This is a genomic window from Cytobacillus sp. FSL K6-0129, from assembly GCF_038007625.1.
In the GTDB taxonomy this organism is placed as follows: Bacteria; Bacillota; Bacilli; order Bacillales; family Cytobacillaceae; genus Cytobacillus; species Cytobacillus kochii.
Window position 1 is genome coordinate 2,011,292 of record NZ_JBBOXM010000001.1, and the last position, 25,017, is coordinate 2,036,308.

Sequence of the window (25,017 nt, forward strand, 5' to 3'; positions counted from 1 at the left end):
GAATATATGGATAAAAAAGGAGTCTTGTTGATGAAGATAAAGTTTTGGACTATTTTCCTCATTACCTTTGCCATCGAAACAGGTATCACTTATTTTCTCTCTTCTCAGTTTTCTGTGCGCTTTATTGAAGTCATATTCTTTACGGGCATTGTATTTCTTATCACAAGCATTTACTTTTCTGGAGGGCTCCCTTACATCAAGGAGCAACAAGATGCTAAAACTCGTGCAGAAACGGGCTTTACACCATTTGTAGAACCACCAACTATATTTAGACGAGGACCATTCTTTTTCGCTTCCCTCACTTTTTGTCTTATCGGACTTATATTTTTCATCTTGCTGTTAACTGAAATTATTTCTCCAGTATCTCTATAAAATATAGATTAATTTTCAATAGAAAAAATGAGTTTTTTCATAGAATTTTTTTAAGAATAAGCTATGTTAAATAACTCTATTGATATCTGAATAAAAAGAACTCTTGTTCTATAATGAACGTAAAATAAGACGAGAGCGAGTTGTTTAGAATGGCATTGAAGGACATCATGCTAGAAATCCAAAAGTTTAGTACAGCAGACCAATACCGCCGGAAAGAGTTCATTGTTACATCCTTAGCTTCCTATACCGCTAGTGAGACTAAATATAAAGAGGTTTCAGAGCGGAAGCATAAAGACGGATTCACTTGTTCTCATTGCGATTCCAATAACGCATTTCGGTTCGGAAAATACAACGTGAAAATGGGTACTCGCACAATTGTACGCCAACGATACCGCTGCAAGGTTGTGCTAAGATATTTACTAACCTAACGAATACTCCTCTTCACGGTACTCACCATCCTCACAAATGGTTGGAGTTCGTTCAGTGTATGATAGAGGATTACTCACTTCGGAAATCGTCAGAACTCTTAGGGGTTCACTATGTAACTTTGTTCTATTGGAGACACAAGCTCCTTTCAGCTATTAAACAAATGATTTTGACAGATTTGAAAGTATCGTGGAGATGGATGAGACTTATTTTCTGTACTCAGAAAAAGGGAAACGCAAAATTGATGGTCGAAATGCACGTAAACGAGGTGGTTCGTCTTCACAACGAGATATTAGTAAAGAACAAGTTTGTGTATTGGTTGCAAGAGCACGTCAGAAGGCAACGTATTCGAAGGTCGTTGGTCAGGGTCGAATTGTAAAACCCCGACTGGAAGAGGCAATTGGCACTATACTGTCTCCTGCAAATGTTCTATGTACCTATGCTTGGCGGGTATTTATGACTTACGCAAAAGAAAAAGACGTTTGAGCACTATAGGTTTAAATCTGATGGAAAAGAACGTGTCCGAGGCGTTTATCATATCGAAAATGTGAATAGTTATCATAGTCGTTTGAAGGGCTGGATAAATCGGTTTAATGGCGTGGCAACGCAATAACTCGACCATTATTGGAGTTGGTTTCAATTTCTAGACCAAATTAAACATCGAAATGACGACACGACGGTTAGCAAGATAATTGTTGAAAGTTGTCTGTTTTTAACGGATGCTGCCTATGATAAAATTAGTTTATCAGAATTTTCCAAATGGGTAACGAAGCGTATTTAGTTATTGGACATATTAATTAAACAAAGAGGTGGAGGGATTATATGATTTTACATACAAATATTACAGGTGAAGGTGAACCCTTAGTTCTCATTCACTCTGGAGGAATGACTGGCTTGACCGAGTATCAGGAACAAAGTGAATACTTTTCAGCTAGGAAATTTAAAGTAATTAGACCTGATTTAAGAGGACACGGAAAGTCTGTTGGAGAAATCGATAATTACTTTAATCGTTGTGTCAAAGATTTAAATGATACCTTGGAATTTCTGAATATTGAACAATGTCATATTGCAGGAGTTTCAATAGGTGGAATCGCTGCTTTGCTTTTTGCTAAAGTATATCCTAATAAGGTTAAGTCTCTCAGCTTTTCTGGGATATTTCCAGTAGAGCCTGTTAACTGGACAGAACTTTCAAGAGAAGAAGCTGTATCCTATGAACAATTGTTTAATAACGAAGAAGCCGTAGCATTCTTAAACGAAATTCACGGAGAAAGTGATTGGAAATTGTTACTTCAATCTTTCAATGATGAAGATTTCTACCCCTTTGATAAAACAGGTGAAGTATCTGATATCAAAATCCCAACATTATGTATTGTTGGCGAAAAGCAAGAAATAGAAGTTTCCGCCGCTATAACCTACAAGCAATTAAATTATAATATTAATATATCTGTTATTCCTTTTTCTGGTCACTTGGTACATAGGGAACAACCAGATTTATATACTAAAACTTTACATACATTTCTTAACAAGATTATCAGTCTGTAAAAGTAATATAATTTACATTCTGGTTAGAAAGTTGATGAGTTATTTAATCTTCTTGAACTTATACGGAATAAGGGAACTCCTAGCGAATATAGAGTTCCCTTGTATATTTTATAATATCAACATTATCATTTAACATAGCTTAAGAATAAAAATAAGAGTTGAAAAGGAAATGACCTGTAAGAACTGAAGTGGATATTCATTTATACGAGCGACAGATTTAATTCCTCTTCGTCTTTTAGATTTAAAATGGCTCTTGGTTCAGAGAAGGTTTATACTTTCTGTTTGCGTGGGTGAAGTAACAAATCACTTCAGTAAAAATAAAAAACCTTCCATCAAATATGATGGAAGGAGAACCACTTAAGCAAATACTTGCTTTAATTCTTCTTTTGATTGAGAAAGCCAATATTTCATTAACTTCTTTGCACCTTCTAGGTCGTGTAGCTTCGCTTGACCACATTGTTTTTCATTTGCTGCTGGTATTTCTACAATTTCAACAGCATCTTTCATTGTTGCATCTAAAAGGTCGATAATTTCTTCTACTGTTGGCTCACCACTTACAACTAAATAATAGCCTGTTTGACAACCCATTGGCGAAATATCAATAATATCAAAATGATCATATTTCTCTGCGTGTGTTCTAATGTTAAACGCAAGTAAATGTTCAAGTGTGTGAATAGAATCTGGCTTCATAGCCGCTTTGTTTGGCTGACAGAAACGAATGTCATATTTGTTGATCTTTCCGTCTGTTCCTACTTTATGCACGCCACAATGTCTCACATATGGAGCCTTGACAGCGTTATGGTCTAATTCAAAACTTTCAACTGATGGCATAAAATACACTCCTTTATCATCATTGCCTTTATTATACTATAAAATCCGACTAATTTCATCAACTTTAAATATATAGTCAATGATTTGGACTTTTCACCCTATTATATGATATCTTGGTGCTAAAAGAGCAACTTTTTTCAAAGGAAGGTCCATATGTTACAAAAAATCATGCTTGGATTTTTTAAATTCTATCAAGTAGCCATTTCACCCATCAAGCCACCTACTTGTCGTTTTTACCCTACTTGTTCCAATTACGGATTAGAGGCAGTTAAACGATTTGGTGCAATAAAGGGCGGATATTTAACTATTAAAAGAATCTTAAAATGTCACCCATTCCATCCTGGTGGGGTTGATTTCGTGCCAGAAGAATGGCCAACTCGCAAACAAAGCAAATAACTTATTTCTTCTCATATCCATCCACGACTAAGTCCAGTTTGCCCGTACTAGGATCGATGACAAGACCATGTACTGGTACTGCTGGAATCAGCGGGTGGTTCTTAATCATATCTACACTATGTGCGACACTGTCCTCTACTTTATTAAAGCCTTCTAACCAGCTCTCAATATCAATACCGGAATAATTCAAAGTAGAAATTGTTTCTTCTGAAATGCCTCTTTCCTTCATATTTTCAATCATTGCATTGGCATTCATGCCACTCATCCCACAATCATGGTGACCGATAACTAACACCTCGTCTGCTTTTAATTGATACAGCGCAACGAGAATACTTCTCATAATACTGCCAAATGGATGACTCACAAGTGCCCCTGCTGTTTTGACGATTTTTATATCACCATTTTTTACATTTAATGCTTTCGGTAATAGTTCCACCAATCTTGTATCCATACATGTTAAAATAACCATTCGTTTGTTTGGATATTTCGTTGTGGCATATTCACGATATTGCTCTGTTTCCACAAACTCCTTATTAAATGCTAATACCTCTTGTAAAAGACTCATTATTTTCATCTCCACTACGTATATTGTTAAATATGTGTTAAATCGCTTGCTCTTCTTTTATGATACAAAATAGTATCCATTTTAACAAATTTTATACTTGATTTTTCGATTTAGTTTTTGTATGATTACATATGTGAATCGGAACGGTTACGTATTAATACGAAAAATAAATCGTAATAAATACGATTTGATAAATTAAGGGGAGAAACATATGAAGAAATTATCTATTTTACTTATTCCTTTTATTTTCATCCTTGCTGCATGCTCAAATTCAACAGCGAGTGACAAGGAGACAACACAATCATCAGAAGAAGTTTTAACTGTTTATACTACAGTCTACCCATTACAATATTTCACAGAAAGAATCGGTGGAGACCTTGTTGATGTAAAAACTGTTTACCCTCCCGGTTCTGATGAACATACTTACGAACCTTCACAAAAGGACATGATTAAAATGGCCGATTCTGATTTATTTATCTATTTGGGCCTTGGTTTAGAAGGATTTGTTGATCAAGCGAAAGATATCTTAAGTAATGAAGGCGTTAAAATGGTTGCCGCTGGGGAACATCTTGCAATAGAAAAAACAGAGCAGCACGAACACGATGAACATGATCATGAACATGATCACGACCATGATGGTCATAGTCATGATGGTCACGATCATGGCGATGTTGACCCCCATGTTTGGATTGATCCAGTATACGGACAGCAATTAGCAGAGGAAATCCAAACACAATTAATTACTGCCCTTCCAGAGCATGAAGAAGAATTTACTGCAAACTTTGATAAACTAAATGAAGAACTTAATGAATTAAATGATAACTTTACTTCAATGGTTGAAAATGCAGATAAAAACAAATTCATCGTTTCTCATGCAGCCTATGGTTATTGGGAATCGCGTTATGGATTAGAACAAATAAGTGTGGCCGGGCTTAGCACATCTAGTGAACCCTCCCAAAAACAATTGCAAAATATTATTCAAACAGCAAATGAAAATACCTTAGACACGATTTATTTCGAACAAAATGTTAGCTCTAAATTAACTGAAATCGTTCAATCTGAAATCGGTGCCGAGAGCTTACAGCTTCATAATCTTGCTGTCTTAACTGAAGCAGATATTAATGAAGGAGAAAACTATTTTACATTAATGGAAAGAAATATTGATAACCTGGAAAAAGGTTTAAACTAACTAATAGTAGGACCAGAGCAAATAAATGCTTTGGTTCTTATTTTTTCTTTAAGAGGAAATTGTATTAGGTTTCGGACTAATAAAGCATGTAACTACCTATATCTGAGTTAGCGATAATTAGTTTACTCTCCCTTTTTTTGAAAAAACTTATGATTATATCATCAGCCAATTATGGTAAGAATAGTGATGATGGTGAAACCCATCTGAAGATTTTTCTAAAAGGAAGTGAAAATGATGGCAAAAGATGTATTGTGTGAAGTCAATAATTGTACTTTCTGGGAAAAAGGCAATCTATGTGGTGCTGATCAAATTTATGTAGTCAGCCATCGAGACCAGGCATCTACGAGCAAGGAAACTGACTGTAAAACATTTGAACCTCAATAAGAAATAGCCTATAGACGCTTTTATATGTAATTTTCGTACATATAAAGGCGCCTTCCTTTTTCTAAAAAAAATAATTATTGCTATTTTTCAAATAGCATTATATACTAAAGCTACTAAATATTGAAAGTAGGTGAGCATGATGAATCTAATTGACTTTTTCATACCGAAGCAATTAAAGTTTTCATATTTATCATGCTCATTGGAAATAGGTTAATACCCTATTATTCATTTCTTTCATTTATGTGCGGATAAACCTTATGATCCTTTAATTGCGGGTCATAAGGTTTTTTATTTATCACAAAAATGGAGGAAAAGAATTTGAAAAAAAAGCATGAAAAACAACTCATCGGGCGAATTGCTATCGCCTATAACCATATGTACAAAATATTGACAAAAGAGCAAACCTTTTTACCCGCTAGCCTCCCTGGCAACTATCACTTTCAAGTTCAACATGAGGCAGACTATCCAGCGGTTGGTGATTGGGTTGTGTTTCACCAATTACCAAATGAAGATAAAGCAATGATCAAAGAAGTTTTACCACGAACGAGCAAGTTTTCAAGAAAAACTGCCGGAGTTGCTGTGAAGGAACAAATTATCGCTACTAACATTGATTATTTATTCATTGTTACAAGCATGAACGAAGATTTTAATATAGCAAGAATCGAGCGCTATTTAGTTGCAGCACAACATTCTGGAGCTTTACCTATTATTGTCTTAACAAAAGCTGATCTTTGTGAAGATAAAGGATGGATTTTGGATCAATTATTACTACTTGGCGTCGACTTCACAATGGTTAGTATGTTTCAACCTGAATCTGTAGAGGTCATTAAAGATTACTTAATTGGAGGCAAAACTGGTACATTTGTGGGATCATCTGGTGTCGGGAAATCTACACTTATTAACTTACTAACGAATGAGGAACGGATGAAGGTGGGCAATATTCGTGAAGATGATCAGAAAGGTCGTCACACCACAACCCATAGGGAATTAATTCAATTAGGTGACGGATATATCATCGATACACCAGGTATGCGTGAATTTCAACTTTGGGAAGATGATATAAATATAGGGGAGAGCTTTACAGATATTCAAGCACTAAGTGAGCAATGTAAATTTAGAAACTGCTCTCATCATAAAGAAGTGGGATGTGCCGTACAACAAGCAATTGATGAAGGAAAAATAACTGAGAAGAGGCTTAGCAGCTACTTTAAACTAGAACGAGAGTTAATCATGCTCGAGAAACGCCGTGCGAAACAAGAAAAGAAACGTATGAAAACAACGAATAAGAAAAAGAGTGCACGTTATGAGTGAAATTCATTTAACTGCAATCACAAAAGAGAATTGGTACGAAGTTGCATCATTACATGTTACAACAGAGCAGAGTAAATTTGTGGAAAGTAATGCTACCTCTATCATTCAACAACAGTTTGAACCAACTTTACAAACCTATGCGATTACAGTAAATCAGCAAATCATTGGCTTTGTTATGTATAATCGTCAGCTAGAAGAACTGAATGGGTATTGGATTTATCGTATTATGATTTGTGATAGTCATCAACAAAAGGGATATGCCAAGCAAGCATTAAAACTTATCGTGACAGAAATGAAACAGTTAGCTAGAAAACCACTTATTATTGCAGGTATTCATCGTGAAAATCATGCTAGTATTGCTCTGTTTAAAGCGGTGGGCTTCATTAATAGTGGACATCATTTTGGCAAAGAAACGGCTTATATTTTGTCCATAAACGAATAATAGCTATTGCATAAAGTGAAAATCCATTAGGAGGAAGATGAATGGCTGAGGCGATAGAAGTATTATTAGATCAGTTAGCCGCAAATGCAGACGATCCTAGTTGGTATACCCCCTTCTTGCAAACGGTTGATGAAATTAGTGAAGAAGAAGCGTTTATGAAGCCAAACGATAAAAGTCATAGCATAGCCGAAATTACACAACATCTCATTTACTGGAATGAAGTTTGGCATATTCGCTTTAAAGAAAATAATGTTGGGACAGTTCAACGAATCGAAAATAACGATTGGAGCTTTTTCGTTCCTAAGGGAAAAAACTTTTCAGATTTAAAAGCTTCACTCTTAGTTAAGTTACAACACTGGCAAAAACTCCTAACAACCAATGAATTATTGGATCAATATGTCGAAGGATTTCCTGTTACAGCCCATTGGTGGGCAATCATTGCCAATGTCACTTCACACAACGCTTACCATATAGGACAGATAGCTTATTTGAAGAAATTAATAAAGTCATCTCATTAGAAAATCCGAACAATCGTTCGGATTTTCTCCTTTAAAATGCTTGTACCATTTTTCTTAGTTCTCTTCGCAAGATTTTTTTAGCAGCGTTTCTTGGAATTTGATCGACAATAAAGAATCTCTTCGGAATTTTGTACTTCGCTAATTTTTCTTGGCAATATTCCTCGAGCTCTTTATGAGAAACTTCTGCGTCTTTCTTAATTACAACAAATGCTACCGGCACTTCTCCCCATGTGGAATCTTTCATACCTATCACACCTGTATCATCAACAGCTGGATGTGCTGCAACAATTCCTTCTACCTCAGCAGGATACACATTTTCTCCACCTGAAATAATCAAATCAGAGCGACGGTCAAGCACATAAAGAAAGCCATCTTCATCTAGAAGGCCTATATCCCCTGTTGCTAACCAACCTTGTTGAATTTTTTCAGCAGTTGCCTCATCTTTTCCTAAATAACCACTTGTTACATTCGGCCCTTTAACAAAAATTTCACCAGATTCATTCGCCTCTGCCACTTCACCAGTCTCTCGACATATCTTTACTTGAGAAGGAAATAAGGCTTTACCAGCCGAACCTAACTTTTTAATACTATCCTCAGGTGATAATGTTACGATTTGTGAGGATGTCTCTGTCATCCCATATGTTTGATAAACCGGAATACCACAAGAAACGGAATCTTCTAATAGTGCACGCGATGCCGGTCCCCCTCCAAGTAACATACAGCGAAATGAATCGTGCAACGGCTGCTGTTGCAAACGTTCTACCATTTTTTTCAACATCGTACTGACTGCAGACATAATGGTCACTTTTTGCTCACGAATCAGTGTTATCGTTTTATCCGCATCAAAACTATCAAGTAGTACAATCTTATGACCATATATGAGTCCTCTCATAAGAATGGAGAAACCGCTTATATGAAATAACGGGACAGCACATAACCATACATCATCATCCCTTAATCCAAGGTTCAAACTTGAGCCAACAGCACTCCATAAGTGATTACCGTAAGTTTGCATCACACCTTTTGGATGACCTGTCGTGCCTGACGTGTACATAATTGTGCAAATATGATCTAATTGGATTTCACTTACTATCATAGGCTCCTCGAAATCATCAACCATGATTTCCTCTTTCACAAGTAAACGAAGGGATGATACTTCCATTTCAACATCAGCTCTAACTTTTTTAAAAGCATCTTCAGTTATAAAAAAAACAGACCCTGAATCCTGTAGTTGCCAAATGATTTCTTTACTCGTTAATCTACTATTCAATATTACCGCTTTAACGCCAAGAAGTTGCAAAGCGAATAAAACGAAAACCGATTGAAGATTATTCTTAAGCAGTACACCCACGAATTGTGATTGCTTTACTCCTTTAGCTGATAAGATACCAGCCCACCGATATGCCTCATGATAAACGGTTTCAAAAGTATAACTTTTTCCTTCGTAATAAAATGCTTCTCTTTTCGGTGTAGATAGAAACCTTTTATAAATAAAATTTTGCATCTCTTGATTAGACAAAACAGACACCTTCTTTAATATAGTCACAACGAATCCTAAAAAGAAACAATGGCAAAACAGCTTGATGGTTATCCCATCAAGCTGCTCATTTTATCATTTCATTAAGGGAAACGTGGGAATTGTCCAAAGTCCGGATCACGTTTTTCTTTAAATGCGTCTCTTCCTTCTTTTGCTTCATCAGAAGTATAGTAAAGAAGTGTTGCATCTCCAGCAAACTGTTGAAGGCCTGCTAGACCATCAGTATCTGCATTAAATGCAGCTTTTAAGAAACGAATCGCAGTTGGACTTTTTGATAGAATTTCTTCACACCATTGAATCGTTTCCTCTTCTACTTTTTCAAGTGGCACTACTGTATTAACTAGTCCCATATCTAAAGCTTCTTGTGCGTTATATTGACGGCATAAGAACCAAATCTCACGCGCTTTCTTGTGGCCTACAAGACGTGCCAAGTAACCAGAACCGTAACCAGCATCAAAGCTTCCAACTTTAGGACCTGTTTGACCAAATACAGCATTATCTGCAGCAATTGTTAAATCACAAACAACGTGAAGAACATGTCCACCACCAATAGCATAACCTTTTACCATTGCAATAACAGGTTTAGGAATGACACGAATTAATCGTTGTAAGTCCAGTACGTTCAAACGAGGAATCTGGTCATCTCCAACATATCCGCCATGTCCTCGGACTTTTTGGTCCCCACCAGAACAGAAAGCTTTATCCCCTGCTCCTGTAAGAACGATTACACCTACATTAGAATCATCTCGTGCGTATGCAAATGCATCCATTAATTCCATTACAGTTTTCGGAGTGAATGCATTATGTACGTGCGGACGGTTAATTGTAATTTTAGCAATACCGTTATATGTTTCATATAGAATTTCTTCATATTTACGGCCTGCTACCCATTCTACTGCTGACATTTCGAAGTCCTCCTTCTATATTACTAACTCATTTTGTAATTTTAATAGTGCTTCCTATCATATTTTAGCAATAATTGACGAAAAACACACCTTTTTTCATCATTTTCTTCTAATAGGTTGATGTTTCCAATAAAAATTTCTCTATTTCATCTACATACTGTAAAGGTTTTTCAAGGTGAACGGTATGGCCTGATTTTTCAATCGTTTGATGTGTAGCACGTTGAATACGCATAGACATTTCTTCACCAATCGTACAAAACTTTTGATCGATTGAACCGGTCAAAATAAGGACTGGCATCTGAAGCTCAGCTATCGCTGTCCACCAATTAGGTTGCGCACCAGTACCCATCCCAATAAGACTGTTTATTAACCCTTGGGGGCTATTTCTCAGACGTTGCGTACGTACCAGCTCTCTCTTATGTGCTGTTAATTTCTTTTGACTTGCGAACAAAGGAATGTTTTCCCAATAATTCACAAATCCCTCTATTTCTTTATCTTTAATCAATTGACAGATTTTCTTATCATTTTTAATACGTATTTCTCTATCTTCAATAGATTCAATTCCTGGTGTTGTACTCTCAAGGATCAGGCGATGGACCTTTTCTGGAAAAAGCAGAGCAAAGGTAATGGCTAATCGCCCACCCATTGAATAACCAATTACATCAACTTTACTTATTTTCATAAGGTTTATTAAATGTGCTAGCATAGCCGCTTGCTCTTCAATTTGATAATGAGAAATATCATCCGGTGATTCTGACTGTCCGTGACCAATAATATCCGGTGCAATGATTGTTCGATCAGATATTATTTCTGAATAAAATTGCCAACCGCTGCTATTACCTGTAAATCCATGAAGTGCCATGATTGGTTCTCCATGACCGAAAGTTTCGACATGATATTTCACGTTTTTGTAGAAAAAGTCCATTACTCTTCGTCCTTTATTCTCTTATCTATTTCCCGGGAAACAGATTCCCACAAATTCCGATGCTCTTTTACATTATTTTCTCTATTGGTCATAACCTCAATTACCTTTAAATGAGATGTCTCCGTCGCAATTGCTTCCGAGAACTGCTGCCAGTCTTCCACCTTTATATAATCTCCACCAAACATTGTTACACTGTGTGAGAAATCTATGTTCAATGGCGTACCAAATAATAATTCAAAATGCTTCGGGTGTTCTGATTGTGGTAAGAAAGAGAAAATCCCTCCGCCATTATTATTAATAACAATAATCGTAATAGGAATATGGTATAGTTTACTAACAATCAACCCATTCAAGTCGTGGAAAAAGGTTAAATCTCCAACAATTAGATAAAGTGGTTGTGTATACATTGCCACGCCTAGCGCTGTGGAAATTGTACCGTCAATACCATTTGCTCCTCTATTACCTAAAATCCTCATAGATTTGTTATTAATAAAATAAAAGCTATCTAAATCCCGAATGGGCATGCTATTCCCAACGAAAATCGTAGACTCTTCAGGCAGTAACTGACCTAATTGGGCAAATATCTTTCCCTCATTGAGTTGTTCAATCTCCAATACTTTTACCATTTCTTTTTTTGCCACTTCATTAACGACCTGCCATAAAGTAAGATAGCCATTCTCTTTAATAGCAAAAGTATTGGCACGAAGAATCAGTTCTTCACAAAATTGTTTCTCATCACAATATATCATATCTGTTGATAACAATGAGGGATCTCTAAAGCCTCCTCCACCATCGACAATTAATTGACGCGTTTCTGGATACTGCTTCATAAACAGTAGCAACGGTTTCGATACTGGCATCGCGCCAAAACGAATGATTAACTCAGGTTGCAACTCAACTTTCGCTGTCTCACTTTTCAAAATGGCATCATATGCATCAATGATTTGGCTTTGTTCATGGCATCCACTGCGTAATTGTGAAAGTGGATCAGCAATAATCGGAAATTGTAGTGCCTTTCCAAGTTCAACAATCTTATGTGAAAGGTCCGCATCATCCATAGGTCCGCAGATAATCATTCCTTTATTATGTGTTGAAACAGTTTGTGCAATAGTATCAAATTGGGCATCATCCACTGTTAAAATAGATGGTGACACTGTCATATACTTTTGTTCTCTAGAAGAGCTAAGGAAAATCTCCGGATCGTTTAGGTCAGGGATAAGCGGTTCCCTAAACGGAAAGTTCATATGAACAGGACCTTCTGGATTCCTCTTCGCAGTAGCAACTGCTCTTACAGCAGCCGTACGGACATAATTAATCATCGAAGGCCCATTTTCAGGTGGTGCCATTTCTGCAAACCATTTGACATGTTTTCCGTACATTTGAATTTGATCGATAGCTTGTGGCGCGCCTATATCTCTTAGTTCATGAGGGCGGTCTGCAGTAAAGACAAGTAGAGGTACTCGAGAGTAAAACGCTTCGATTATCGCAGGATAGTAATTTGCTGCTGCTGTACCCGAAGTACATAAAATGGCGACTGGACGTTTTGTCCCTTTGGCTATTCCAAGAGCAAAGAAAGCTGCCGAACGTTCATCAACATGGATATGGACTTGAAGATCTGGGTGCTCAGCCATTACCATAGCCATGGGCGTAGAACGAGATCCAGGACTGACGACCACATCTTCTACGCCATTTTTTACTAGTTCAGAAATGAAAGCCGCAATGTATTTAGTTAAAGCCTGTTGATGGCTCATTTCAGTTCCCCTCCAAGCGCTGATAACATTGGTCTAAACTTAATTTTCGTTTCCTGAAATTCACTTTCAACTTCAGAATCTTTCACAACACCACATCCAGCAAAGATCGAAGCCTCATTACCTTGTATTAATCCTGATCGCAATGCCACTGCAAAATCGCCATTGCCTTGGTAATCAAGCCAGCCAATTGGACTACCATATAACCCTCTGTCCAAAATCTCTAAACCCCTAATGACTTCTATAGCTTTTTCTGTCGGAACTCCACCTAGAGCTGGTGTTGGGTGCAGTTTTTCTATAATTGCCAAGAGCGACCCTTCCTTACTAGCTGCTGCAATAACTGGTGTATAAAGATGTTGAATATCTCTTAATTTTAAAAGTTGCGGACCCTCAGGTAATTCGACTTCTGTACCTACCATTTCCATCGCTTGACGAATCATATCTACAACGTATTGATGCTCTTGGAGATTTTTTTCATCTTGTAATAATTCTTTCCCGAGAACATCATCCTCTTCCTTTGTCTCTCCTCTTTTCATTGAGCCCGCTAAACAAGTCGTATAAAGCGTATGACCTTGTTTTTTCACTAACCGTTCTGGTGTCGCTCCAATAAAACAATCGGACCCCGACTCAAAGGCAAAGATAAAGCTGTTTTTTTGCTTGTCTAAAAGATTTTGTAGGACGCTTTCAATTTGTACAGGATGAGCAAAAGTAAGTCTCGTTTCTCTCGCCAAAACAACTTTTTGTATAACGTTTTTTTTCATCTCATCTACTACTTGTGCGACAGCTTTCTTCCATTCTCTAGACGCCACCTCATGTTGGGCAATCACCTTGTTATTTATCCCCGTAGGTAATACTTTAGCATTTTGTAATAATTGCCTACGTTCCTCTAACATATACTCAATACGTTCTTCTCTATCGTGTGGATGAACAAGCATATTCGTTGTTAAAAAAGCACGACCACCAGTAATAGTGCACATATATTGCGGTAGATGAAAATCTGTATGCTTATATTGACTCCATAATTTGGTCTTTTCTTTCAGAGGATCGAAAGTGAATCCACCAAATAATGTTGGACCAATCGCGTCGATTGAGTATGAATTATGGATTATTGCATCATCAAGCAATGACTGCCACTTTTTTTGCACATAAAAAAAGCGGTCAGTAGTCTGATCCGATTGAAATAAATAGTTAATACCAACACCAGTTATTACAACCTCATTATCAGAACCTGTCCAAAAAAACCGATCACCTAGTTCTGTCTTTTTTCCTGCTCCAAAAAAAGCTAAAGGGTCTATGCAATCTATCTCACAAACCTCACTAAATAAAATATCATGGTTCGTTCGTTGTGCTTTCGATAACGCTTTAATAAACCCTTCTTTAAATTCTGTGTGCTGTAAAGTAAACAAAAAAATCCCTCCAATAACAGCTACAGTCAGCTGCTATTCTTCATTCATTAAAGATACACCTCTTGCTTAAATGCTGTCAATCATTCCAATCAATACACTTCCTTATTATATATTATTTTGAGTAAAATAAGCACTGTTCGTTCTTTAGTAGGAAATATCCTCCTTCGCTTCTTTCAAAATTCAATTGACACTTAATAGGACATTACCTAAACTTAAGAAAGTGATTTGTTTTATTTGACTTAATTGGAGGTACTAAAAAGTGCAAACACAACCTAATATAAACACGCCACATTCTACGAAGAAGAAATGGCAAATCTGGTGGCAATTAACACGTCCACATACATTAACAGCTGCCTTTGTTCCTGTACTACTAGGTAGCGCATTGGCTATTTATGAAACGTCGTTAGATGCCGGACTTTTTATCGCCATGATGGTTGCTAGTCTTTTCCTTCAAATTGCAACGAATATGTTCAATGAATATTATGACTTCAAACGCGGCAATGACACAGCTGAGTCTGTAGGGATTGGTGGAGCAATTGTTAGAGAAGGGATTAAACCACATGTAGTGCTTAACTCCGCTTTAGGGTTATACGGCGCTTCCATCTTGATAGGGATTTATATTTGCATGAATAGCAGTTGGTGGTTAGCAGCTGTTGGACTTCTAGGTATGGCTATTGGCTATTTATACACAGGTGGGCCATTACCAATTGCCTATACACCTTTTGGTGAAATTATTTCTGGTTTTGTTATGGGTATGTTACTTATTTTGATCTCATTTTTTATTCAAACTGGCACAGTAACTACGACAAGTGTTCTTGTCGCCATTCCTAGTCTTTTATTAGTTGGAGGTATTATGCTCTCTAATAATATTCGAGACTTAGATGGGGACAAGGAATTTGGTCGAAAAACATTAGCTATTTTAATCGGACGTCCAAAAGCCGTAAAATTATTAGCAACCATGTTTATCGTTTCTTATATATGGGTATTTATTTTAATTGTAATGCAAGTTGTTTCACCATGGCTTGCACTCGTGGTACTAAGTGCACCAAAACCAATCAATGCCATTAAAGGCTTTAAAGGCAAGACGATTGCATATGAGATGGTCCCAGCAATGAAAAATACTGCCCAAACAAACACTGTATTTGGATTACTACTTTCTATAGGATTATTAATCGGATATATTCTATAAAATCAGTAGCACTTTGCTAAGCGCCTTTTACTTATAAGGCGCTTTTTCCTACTTTTTTAGCATTCAATCTCTGCTTAGCGTACCATAAGATGATAAAATAAATGAATAATTATCGCAATTTTTCACTTATTTTAACCAACAACGGCACATCTAGAAAGCGACTAAAGTATTTGAACTAGGTCATATTATAAGAAAAGCTGCAGTGAAACTACCTAATAATCAAGATGAAAACTTAATACATCCTGAATTCACCCATGTAAGATGCTAAATAGGAATAGATACAAAGGACGAAATCTCACTAAAGATTGTAAGGAGGATGAAAGATGCTGGATAGTCAGTATAAAGCACAATGTAGTACCGAGTATGGTCGTTTAAAAACTGTCGTATTATGCGAACCAACCTACATGAATATTGAGAATCAAATCAATGAAACACAAAGAAGGTATTCTGATAAAGGCTTTAATGTGGAGCAAGCCATCATTCAGCATCAACAATTCGTTGCAAAATTAAAAGATTTAGGGATTGAGGTCGTACTTTTACCTCCAGGTAAAAACTATCCTGAACAAGTGTTTACGCGTGACATTGGTTTCACCCTTGGGGACACTGTATTTATCGCTGCGATGGCAACAAAAATAAGACATGGTGAAGAAGATATTTTACAAGAGTGGTTAAAATCCCATAATGTATCTTATAACAATATAAAACATGGTCATGTTGAAGGTGGAGATGTCATTATCGATCAAGATACCGTTTATATTGGACAAAGTGACCGTTCCGATACGATTGGTATTCAATATTTACAATCTAAATTACCACATATGAAAGTATTACCAGTACCATTTACTAAATCCTTTTTACATTTAGACTGTATCTTTAACGTGCTATCTCCTACAGAAGCACTCCTATATCCAGGACAAATGGATAAAAAAGTAGAAGAATATTTATATTCAAGATATGACATTATTGAGGTCTCTAAGGAAGAACAGTTCACACTAGGAACAAATGTCCTTTCTGTAGGTAATAGACAAGTATTCTCACAACCAATCAATACACAAGTAAATCGAGCTCTAAGTCAAAGAGGCTTCGAAGTAATCGAAGTAGATATTTCTGAAATCATAAAATCCGGTGGTGCCTTCCGCTGTTGCACAATGCCCCTATTACGTTTAACAGACCCAGCTTATTTTGATTGAGGAACAAATGCGGTTGATTGAATAAATATAGAGACTCCCTCCGTTTTCTCTAGCATTTATAATATAGTGCTTATACGTTCCAACATAAATAAAAAGCAGAAGTGTGTATGAACTGCACCCCTGCTTTTTTTATCTATTTAATCCCCCATATCCCTTGAGCATATTCATTAATTGTTCGGTCGCTGGAAAAGAAACCCGATTTAGCGATATTGTTAAGGCTCATTTTCCGCCATTTCTCCTGTTTTTCATAAGCGTACCCCGCTTTTTCCTGAATATGAACATAGCTAGAGAAATCACGTAAAACAAAATATTGGTCATTTTCCATAATTAGAGAATCATAAATGGGTTCAAATTCATCAAATACATCAGGAAAGAAACCATTTCTTAACTGGTCCATTACTTGCCGAATTCGATGATCATGATGATAATATTCAGTCGCTTGATAGCCACCATGAGCATAATAATGATTGACCTCATCAGAGCGTAAACCGAAGATAAAAATATTCTCATCACCTACGCGCTCATGAATTTCAACATTAGCACCATCCATCGTTCCAACAGTAATCGCACCATTCATCATGAATTTCATATTTCCAGTTCCAGACGCCTCTTTACTTGCCGTCGAAATTTGCTCACTAATGTCTGCTGCAGGAAAAACATCCTCTGCCAGTGATACCCGATAGTTCTCAAGGAAAATCACCTTAAGGTATTCATTTGTTTTAGGATCATGATTTACCTTTTTAGCAACAGTATTAATAAGCTTTATTACCTTCTTAGCAAAATAATATCCTGGAGAAGCTTTCGCACCAAAAATGAATGTACGGGGGTGCATTTTAAAACTCTCATCTTCTTTGATTCGATTATATAAATACATGACATGAAAAATATTTAATAGTTGTCTCTTATATGCATGTAGTCTCTTTACTTGAATATCGAATATGGAATGGGTATCAATTTTTATTCCTGTTTGGGTAAAAATACGATGGGCAAGATTTTCTTTATTTGCGTGTTTAATATCAGCAAGTCTCGTTAACAAGTCTGTATCATTTTCATATTTTAATAATAATGCCATTTGCTCTGGATCACGAATCCATTCCGCTCCCAACTTTTCTGTTATTAAATCAGCAAGCGACTGATTAGATTTAAGTAACCAGCTACGATGCGTAATGCCATTTGTTTTATTATTAAACTTCTTAGGAAAAAACTGATAAAATGAATGCATTTCTCGATATTTTAATATCTCGGTATGGAGTGCAGCCACTCCGTTTACACTATGGCTACCTACAATAGCCAAATGAGCCATTTTTACTTGGTCATGAGCAATAATCGCCATGTTTTCGATATGCTGCCATTTGCCAGGATACTTTTCCCAAAGCTTGGCACAGAACCGTTCATTGATCTCATTGACAATCATATACATTCTTGGTAATAACGGTTGGAAAATGCGAACTGGCCATTTTTCCAGTGCTTCAGATAAGGTCGTATGATTAGTGTAAGAGATTGTTTGTGTAGTTACTTCCCAGGCATCATCCCAACCAAGCTTTTCTTCATCAATTAATATCCTCATTAATTCTGGAATCGCTAATACTGGATGCGTATCATTAATATGAATACTAATATATTGATGGAATTCCTTCATATCCTTATGCTGTCGTTTAAATGAGCGTATGATCGACTGAAGACTTGCACGAACTAAAAAATATTGTTGTTTTAACCTCAGTATCTTGCCTTCATCTTGCGTATCATCAGGATATAAAAACTCAGATATTGCTTCAGTCTCTTTTTTATATTTTAAGACATCTTGATTGGTAGGATAACGGACTGGCTCTGCACTCCATAACCTAAGTGTATTAATCGTTTCAGTATGATACCCGACGACTGGCATATCATATGGTACTGCAGTTACTCTTTCAGCATGGATGTGTTGAAACACTTGTCTGCCATTTTCTTCACGTATATCTACTTCTCCCCAAAACGGAATTTCAACTGATAAATCTGCCTTTCTCACTTCCCAGACATGACCATTCCTTAACCATTGATCGGGTAGTTCTACTTGATATCCATCAACCACTTTTTGTTCGAATAACCCGTGCTTGTATCTAATCCCACAACCATGGCCAGGCAAATTAAGAGAAGCTAATGAGTCAAGGAAACAGGCTGCTAATCGACCTAAACCTCCATTACCTAATCCTGCATCTGATTCTACTTCCTCTAAAGAGCTTAATTCGATACCTAAATCTTGCAACCCAGCAGACACCACTTGCTCTATCCCTAAATTTAATAAGTTGTTTCGAAGTAGTCGACCTAATAAAAACTCTATCGACAAATAATAAACCTGCTTTACTTGGTCTATCCTGTAACGCTCATTGGTATTAATCCATTCCGTACTTACATACTCACGTATTAATAAGCCCAATGTATAGTAATGATCTTTTTCTGTGCTATCAGCAAAGCTTTTTCCGCATGTCATCTCTAGCTTCTTTAAAAATGCCTCTTTAAATTCTTCTGTATTAGAAAACATGGCTCTCACTCCTAGAGATCACATCTGAATATAATTGATTATATTTAAAAGCGGATTGTGCCCAACTATAATCTTTTTCCATAGCAGTTATAACTAATTGACTCCACAGTGGTTGGTTCCGATAATATGCTAGTGCTCGACGATAAGTATAGAGCATATCATGTGCGTTAAAGTTTTTAAAAGTGAACCCCCAGCCCTCACCTGTCTTCTCATTATAAGACTGTACGGTATCATTCAACCCTCCTGTTTCTCTTACTATAGGAATGGCACCATATTTCATCGCAATGAGTTGACCTAATCCACAAGGCTCGAACTTAGACGGCATCAAAAATAGATCAGCACCCGCATATACTTGATGCGCAACTTCTTCATTGAACCCAATATAACATTTACATTTTTCCCCGTAATTAGCTTCCATTCTTCTGAAGAAATTTTCAAACGCTACATCGCCTGTGCCAATAAGAATAAATTGCACATTTTCTTGCATCATTTCATGGAATACTCTCTCTATTAAGTCCATACCTTTTTGTGTTGTTAACCTTGTGATCATAGCCACAATGGGGGTATTCCGATCTATCTTTAAATCGAATATTTTTTGTAAATATGCCTTGTTTTCCTTCTTTAATAGCCATTGCTCTGGATGAAATGCTTGATAAATCGTCGCATCTTTCTCTGGGTGATAGACGTCTTCATCAATTCCATTCAATATCCCAATTAAACGGTCCTTTCTTTCCTGTAACAAACCATTTAATCCCTCACCAAAATAATCTGTTAGAATCTCATCTCTATACGTAGGACTTACAGTTGTTATTTGATCAGCTGCTACTATGGCACCTTTCATAAAATTAATACAATCATAATACTTTAATTGATCTTCACGATAATACTCAAACCCCAACCCAAACAAATCATGAATGGCCTCTTTAGGGAAGACACCTTGAAAGTGTAGATTATGAATCGTAAAGACTGTTTTAATCAATTCATACCCACTTCTTTTTTGATAATGAACTCTTAATAAAAAAGGAATCATGCCTGTATGCCAATCATGGCAATGAATAATATCAGGATAATAGTCGAGCTGTGCCAGTGCTTCTAATACAGCTCTATTAAAATAAGCAAATCGCTCACCATCATCATCGTAACCATATAATTGTTCTCTCTTAAAATAGTATTCATTATCTACAAAATAAAAAGTAATATCATTTAACTCGAGCACTTCAATTCCACAATATTGATTGCGCCAGCCAACAGCGACTACGAATTCGGCTATCTTTTTTGTCTTATTCTTATATAAGGCAGGGATGTTCCCATACTTCGGTAATATTATTCTTACTTCCGTCCCTTGTTTCGTTAATTCCTTCGGTAACGAACCTGCGACATCTGCTAATCCACCTGATTTAATAAAAGGGACACATTCTGAGACGGCAAATAATACTTTCACGAATTCATCAACGCTCCTTGAATTGACCCTTTTTTAACAACAAAAGGGACCGATTGTGTGCCTGTTAAGTAGGTTCCTTCTTCTACTTTCACATCTTTATCTAAAATAACAGAATCTAATACACATCCCTCTTGAATCTCACATTTCTGCATAATCACACAGTTTCTTACTATCGTATTTTTACCGACTTTTACACCCCTAGCAATAATACTATTTTCTACTTTTCCTTCTATTTGGCAACCGTTGGCCACAATAGAATTCTTTACTTCACAACCATTTAGATATCTTGTTGGCGGTTCATCTTTTACTTTTGTATAAATTGGAAAATCTCTTAAAAATAAATTTCTCCAGACATCGGGGGTTAGTAGTTCCATGCTCGCTTGAAAATAAGATTGGACAGAATCGATAGTTACTGCCTCCCCCTTATATTCATAATGACAAATTGTGTAAGGCTGATGGATATCAGCCATAATATCACTTATACATGTATAACCTGTTTGTCTCCGAGTTTGAATCATATCTATTAGAAGATCTTTTTTGACCAAATACATTTCTAAAGGTTGATTTAGCTGTTGAATTGACGTAATATCACAGCCAGATTGAATATGTCGCTGTAAAACTGGTGAGAAATCAATATTACAAACGGTATAGCAATTAGCAATTAATGCATAATCTTGTGAACTACGATAAAAATAATCAATGTTAGCGACAAAATGATTAAATGAACCAATCCCACTATTTGAACTATCAATCATCGGTGATGGGAAGAAGAAAAGACCATCTCTTTTTCTATCTAGATCCCAGTTCTTCCCCGATCCTAGATGATCCATCAAAGATCGGTATTGATATTTCGGAAAAATCGCCACACTCTCTATTCCTGAATTGACCATATTAGAGAGAATAAAATCTATTAGTCTATATCTTCCAGCAAAAGGAACAGCAGCTAAAGAACGATGAAGGGTTAACTCATCCAGTCCCTTATGATAAGTTGTCGCATCAATGACTCCTAATAAACGATTATTCAATCAATATCCCCCCAGTAAAAATCATACAGTTCTACATTTATGCAAAATGACAAATACTTTCTGGCGTGATTAACAATGCTTCACTTGTTTCTTTTCTTTCTTTAATTACTGTCCCATCTGGTATAACTATATTAGATGGGACAATGACTTTTTCTAATATGACATTCTTACCAATCCTTGTATTTGGCATAACTACTGACTCTTTAATAACAGACCCTTTATCAATCGCTACACCTTGAAAGAGAACTGATTTGATTACCTCGCCTTCAATCGTACATCCTTCATTTACTAAAGATTGTTTGACCTTTGCTTGTGGAGAAATATATTGTGGAGGATGGTTAGGATTAACTGAGTAAATTCTCCAGTCTTGATCAAAAAGATTTAACTCACAATTGTCATCTAATAAATCCATATTAGCTTCCCATAGACTTTGAACTGTACCAACGTCTTTCCAATAACCATTAAAAGGATAGGCATAAAGTTTCTTATTTAACTTCAACATCTCAGGAATAATATCTTTTCCAAAATCATGGCTTGAGTCCTTATTTTGATTATCCTTTTGTAAAAACTCATTTAGTACTGACCATTTAAAGATATAAATGCCCATTGATGCTAAATTATTCTTTGCTTGCTCAGGTTTTTCTTCAAAATCTTCTATTCTCATATCTAAAGAAGTATTCATAATACCAAAACGATTTGTTTCATGCCACGGGACCTCTATAACAGAGATTGTCGCATCAGCTCCTTTACTAATATGGTAATCTAGCATTAGGTCATAGTTCATTTTGTAAATATGGTCACCTGATAAAATTAATACATATTCGGGGTTATGTTGCTCTAAATAATTGATATTCTGATAGATAGCACTTGCCGTACCTGTATACCATTTGACTTCAGAAGATTCACTGTATGGGGGAAGTACTGTCACACCGCCATTTCTTCTATCCAAATCCCAAGCGCTTCCTATGCCAATATATGAATTGAGTATTAGCGGTTGATATTGTGTTAGTACACCGACTGTATCGATGCCTGAATTTGTACAATTACTAAGTGTAAAATCGATGATGCGGTATTTACCTCCAAAAGGTACAGCTGGTTTAGCAAGCTCCTTCGTCAAAGAATTAAGGCGGCTTCCTTTGCCTCCAGCAAGCAACATCGCTACACATTTCTTGTTAGCCATTTACAACATCACTCCTTTTTCTTTTTCTAACAGGACGTAAAACTGAAATACCGAATGGTGGTATCGTCATTTCGATGCTGTATGGTTTTCCATGATAGGATAGTTTTTTTGTATTTAATACACGTTTATTAATACAATGGGAGCCACCAAATTCATTATTATCACTATTAAACACTTCTCTATAACTCCCATTTTTAGGAACACCCATTCGAAAATTCATATATACTTGAGGGGAAAAGTTACATACAACAATTAATATTTCTTGTTCTTCTACTCCTTTACGAATAAATGAAAAAATGGATTGCTGATGGTTATTAGCATCAATCCACTCAAAACCTTCTGATCTGTGGTCCCATTCATATAATGATTTAGATCTCTTATATAACTTTATTAACTTCTTCACATAATGATTCGTTTTTGCATGCATTTCATACTGAAGTATGTGCCAATCCAACTCAGCTTCATCTTTCCACTCGGCAAATTGTCCTAGCTCAAACCCCATAAATAACAGCTTTTTACCTGGATGTGTCATCATAAAACCTAAGAGCAAACGATATTGGGCAAATTTTTGCCAATAATCTCCTGGCATCTTGTCTAGCAGGGATTTCTTCCCATGGACAACCTCATCATGTGATAACGGTAAGAGAAAATTTTCGGAGTATGCATACATTAATGAAAAAGTCATTTTATTATGGTGGTATTGCCGTTCATGTGGGGCTTTCTCCATATAAGATAATACATCATTCATCCACCCCATATTCCATTTATAACTGAAACCTAATCCGCCATAGTGAACAGGAGCCGTTACTTGGGGCCAATCTGTAGAATCCTCTGCCATCATCAAGATAGAAGGATCATAAGCAAAAACAGCCTTATTTAATTTCTGTAAAAATTGAATACCAAATGGATTTTCCCTATTCTCGTTATTAGGCCAAAAAATGATATTTGATACTGCATCAATTCTAAATCCATCGACATGGTATTTTTCCATCCAAAAAATAGCATTGGATATGAGGAAACTATGAACCTCTGTTTTACTTAAATTAAAATTAGCTGTACCCCAAACAAAATTTTCCCTATCAGCTTCTGTTTCGTATTCATAAACATATTCACCATCTAAACAATATAGCCCATGTTGATCTTTACAGAAATGTCCTGGTACCCAATCTAAAATAACACCAATATTATTTTGATGACATTGATCAATAAAAAACATTAAATCTTTTGGTTCACCATATCTACTAGTAGCCGAATAATAGCCTGTTCCTTGATACCCCCATGAACGATCATAAGGGTGTTCAATTATAGGCATCAATTCAATATGTGTAAAACCATGCTCCTTTACGTAAGGAATGATTTCTTCTGCTAGTTCACTGTATGTCAATAAAAGGCCATTCCTCTTTTTCCATGTACCTAAGTGCATCTCATATATCATCATAGGTTCTGAAAATGCTTTCCTTTGTTGTTTTTCCTTTTGCCAGCCTTGGTCCTTCCATTTGTAACCTTCTAAGGAATAAACAATCGAAGCAGTACTAGGCCGTAATTCTGAACAAAAAGCAAAAGGATCAGCCTTTAAAAAAGTTTGTTCATCCTTGTTCTTAATTGCATATTTATAAAGTTCTCCTGTTAAATCTCCATCTAGCTGAATTCTCCATATCCCCTCTTTATTTACTTTATCTAATGAAAAACCTTCGCCATTCCAATGATTAAAAGAACCAACTAATGATATTGAGGTGGCATGTGGAGCATAGATAGTAAAGGAAGTAACCCAATTATCTCCTTCTTTATGACGGTGTGATCCAAACAGTTCGTATGCCTTAAATAAGCTTCCTTCATGAAACAAGTGCATTTCGAATTCAGTGGGGTATGCAGTTGTATTCATCTTAATTCATTCCACTCCTTGTATTACATTACTCTTTCTTAAATAATTCGTCTTAAGTATAAAAATCCCTTGTTATTTTTCGAATTATTTTG

The 25,017-nt window shown here is 36.2% G+C and carries 22 protein-coding genes and 1 pseudogene; 11 read left to right on the top strand and 12 right to left on the bottom strand.

Going from position 1 to position 25,017, the window contains the following annotated elements; genetic code table 11:
* Positions 1-30: 30 nt before the first annotated feature.
* From MHI57_RS09890 to MHI57_RS09900, 3 genes and pseudogenes are all read left to right on the top strand, one after another.
* A complete protein-coding gene (locus tag MHI57_RS09890) occupies positions 31-372 on the top strand; it encodes a hypothetical protein (RefSeq protein WP_340976109.1) in 342 nt (113 codons plus the stop codon).
* A gap of 149 nt (positions 373-521) precedes the next feature.
* Positions 522-1,579: pseudogene (locus tag MHI57_RS09895) on the top strand (IS1595 family transposase).
* Positions 1,580-1,620: 41 nt separating this feature from the next.
* Positions 1,621-2,340 carry an alpha/beta fold hydrolase gene (locus MHI57_RS09900; protein ID WP_340976111.1) on the top strand — a complete coding sequence of 240 codons (720 nt, stop codon included), beginning with the start codon at positions 1,621-1,623 and terminating at the stop codon, positions 2,338-2,340.
* 357 nt (positions 2,341-2,697) lie between these two features.
* Here the strand turns inward: MHI57_RS09900 and MHI57_RS09905 are convergent, their stop codons facing one another.
* The gene (locus MHI57_RS09905) at positions 2,698-3,171 is read right to left on the bottom strand and encodes an S-ribosylhomocysteine lyase (RefSeq protein WP_095372153.1); all 474 of its coding nucleotides are present in this window, start codon (positions 3,169-3,171) and stop codon (positions 2,698-2,700) included.
* A gap of 153 nt (positions 3,172-3,324) precedes the next feature.
* On the opposite strand from MHI57_RS09905, the gene yidD reads away from it, so the two are divergent.
* Positions 3,325-3,567, top strand: coding sequence for a membrane protein insertion efficiency factor YidD (gene yidD / locus MHI57_RS09910; RefSeq protein ID WP_095372152.1), 243 nt, complete (start codon positions 3,325-3,327; stop codon positions 3,565-3,567).
* Position 3,568: 1 nt separating this feature from the next.
* On the opposite strand, the gene MHI57_RS09915 is transcribed toward yidD, so the two are convergent.
* Positions 3,569-4,132 carry a beta-class carbonic anhydrase gene (locus MHI57_RS09915; RefSeq protein ID WP_095372151.1) on the bottom strand — a complete coding sequence of 188 codons (564 nt, stop codon included), beginning with the start codon at positions 4,130-4,132 and terminating at the stop codon, positions 3,569-3,571.
* A 211-nt stretch (positions 4,133-4,343) separates the two neighbouring features.
* Here MHI57_RS09915 and MHI57_RS09920 point away from each other — a divergent pair, with 211 nt between their 5' ends.
* From MHI57_RS09920 to MHI57_RS09940, 5 genes are all read left to right on the top strand, one after another.
* Entirely contained in the window at positions 4,344-5,321 is a 978-nt protein-coding gene (locus tag MHI57_RS09920) for a metal ABC transporter solute-binding protein, Zn/Mn family (RefSeq protein ID WP_322910380.1), read from the top strand.
* Between the two features lie 234 nt (positions 5,322-5,555).
* Positions 5,556-5,705 carry a DUF1540 domain-containing protein gene (locus MHI57_RS09925; protein ID WP_095372149.1) on the top strand — a complete coding sequence of 50 codons (150 nt, stop codon included), beginning with the start codon at positions 5,556-5,558 and terminating at the stop codon, positions 5,703-5,705.
* Between the two features lie 318 nt (positions 5,706-6,023).
* Complete coding sequence (gene rsgA / locus MHI57_RS09930) at positions 6,024-7,016, top strand: ribosome small subunit-dependent GTPase A (protein ID WP_322910381.1); 993 nt, start codon at positions 6,024-6,026, stop codon at positions 7,014-7,016.
* Positions 7,009-7,458: a GNAT family N-acetyltransferase gene (locus tag MHI57_RS09935; protein WP_095372147.1), complete on the top strand. Its 450-nt coding sequence runs from the start codon at positions 7,009-7,011 to the stop codon at positions 7,456-7,458. The genes rsgA and MHI57_RS09935 overlap by 8 nt, the downstream gene beginning before the upstream one ends.
* 41 nt (positions 7,459-7,499) lie before the next feature.
* Positions 7,500-7,976: a DinB family protein gene (locus MHI57_RS09940; RefSeq protein WP_340976119.1), complete on the top strand. Its 477-nt coding sequence runs from the start codon at positions 7,500-7,502 to the stop codon at positions 7,974-7,976.
* A gap of 31 nt (positions 7,977-8,007) precedes the next feature.
* On the opposite strand, the gene MHI57_RS09945 is transcribed toward MHI57_RS09940, so the two are convergent.
* The 5 genes from MHI57_RS09945 to MHI57_RS09965 form a co-directional block, all read right to left on the bottom strand.
* A complete protein-coding gene (locus MHI57_RS09945) occupies positions 8,008-9,495 on the bottom strand; it encodes an o-succinylbenzoate--CoA ligase (protein ID WP_340976121.1) in 1,488 nt (495 codons plus the stop codon).
* Positions 9,496-9,596: 101 nt separating this feature from the next.
* A complete protein-coding gene (menB, locus tag MHI57_RS09950; RefSeq protein WP_095372144.1) occupies positions 9,597-10,418 on the bottom strand; it encodes a 1,4-dihydroxy-2-naphthoyl-CoA synthase in 822 nt (273 codons plus the stop codon).
* Positions 10,419-10,527: 109 nt separating this feature from the next.
* On the bottom strand, positions 10,528-11,280 hold the full coding sequence (gene menH, locus MHI57_RS09955; protein WP_340976125.1) for a 2-succinyl-6-hydroxy-2,4-cyclohexadiene-1-carboxylate synthase: 753 nt from the start codon (positions 11,278-11,280) through the stop codon (positions 10,528-10,530).
* Between the two features lie 62 nt (positions 11,281-11,342).
* Complete coding sequence (menD, locus tag MHI57_RS09960; RefSeq protein WP_307316624.1) at positions 11,343-13,094, bottom strand: 2-succinyl-5-enolpyruvyl-6-hydroxy-3-cyclohexene-1-carboxylic-acid synthase; 1,752 nt, start codon at positions 13,092-13,094, stop codon at positions 11,343-11,345.
* On the bottom strand, positions 13,091-14,497 hold the full coding sequence (locus MHI57_RS09965) for an isochorismate synthase (protein ID WP_095372141.1): 1,407 nt from the start codon (positions 14,495-14,497) through the stop codon (positions 13,091-13,093). The genes menD and MHI57_RS09965 overlap by 4 nt, the downstream gene beginning before the upstream one ends.
* 259 nt (positions 14,498-14,756) lie before the next feature.
* Here MHI57_RS09965 and MHI57_RS09970 point away from each other — a divergent pair, with 259 nt between their 5' ends.
* Complete coding sequence (locus MHI57_RS09970) at positions 14,757-15,686, top strand: 1,4-dihydroxy-2-naphthoate polyprenyltransferase (protein WP_095372140.1); 930 nt, start codon at positions 14,757-14,759, stop codon at positions 15,684-15,686.
* A 323-nt stretch (positions 15,687-16,009) separates the two neighbouring features.
* The gene (locus MHI57_RS09975) at positions 16,010-16,876 is read left to right on the top strand and encodes a dimethylarginine dimethylaminohydrolase family protein (protein WP_180316942.1); all 867 of its coding nucleotides are present in this window, start codon (positions 16,010-16,012) and stop codon (positions 16,874-16,876) included.
* A gap of 133 nt (positions 16,877-17,009) precedes the next feature.
* Here MHI57_RS09975 and MHI57_RS09980 read toward each other — a convergent pair whose 3' ends face one another.
* The 5 genes from MHI57_RS09980 to glgB are packed head-to-tail and all read right to left on the bottom strand — an operon-like array spanning position 17,010 to position 24,925.
* Complete coding sequence (locus MHI57_RS09980; RefSeq protein ID WP_322910389.1) at positions 17,010-19,397, bottom strand: glycogen/starch/alpha-glucan phosphorylase; 2,388 nt, start codon at positions 19,395-19,397, stop codon at positions 17,010-17,012.
* Positions 19,387-20,838 (bottom strand): glycogen synthase GlgA, encoded by a 1,452-nt coding sequence (glgA, locus tag MHI57_RS09985; RefSeq protein WP_307316614.1) that lies wholly within the window; start codon positions 20,836-20,838, stop codon positions 19,387-19,389. The genes MHI57_RS09980 and glgA overlap by 11 nt, the downstream gene beginning before the upstream one ends.
* The gene (locus MHI57_RS09990; RefSeq protein WP_095372137.1) at positions 20,835-21,863 is read right to left on the bottom strand and encodes a sugar phosphate nucleotidyltransferase; all 1,029 of its coding nucleotides are present in this window, start codon (positions 21,861-21,863) and stop codon (positions 20,835-20,837) included. Before MHI57_RS09990 ends, glgA begins: the two co-directional genes overlap by 4 nt.
* Positions 21,864-21,900: 37 nt before the next feature.
* On the bottom strand, positions 21,901-23,043 hold the full coding sequence (locus tag MHI57_RS09995) for a glucose-1-phosphate adenylyltransferase (protein WP_095372136.1): 1,143 nt from the start codon (positions 23,041-23,043) through the stop codon (positions 21,901-21,903).
* Entirely contained in the window at positions 23,036-24,925 is a 1,890-nt protein-coding gene (gene glgB, locus MHI57_RS10000; protein WP_340976137.1) for a 1,4-alpha-glucan branching enzyme, read from the bottom strand. The genes MHI57_RS09995 and glgB overlap by 8 nt, the downstream gene beginning before the upstream one ends.
* Positions 24,926-25,017 lie beyond the last annotated feature (92 nt).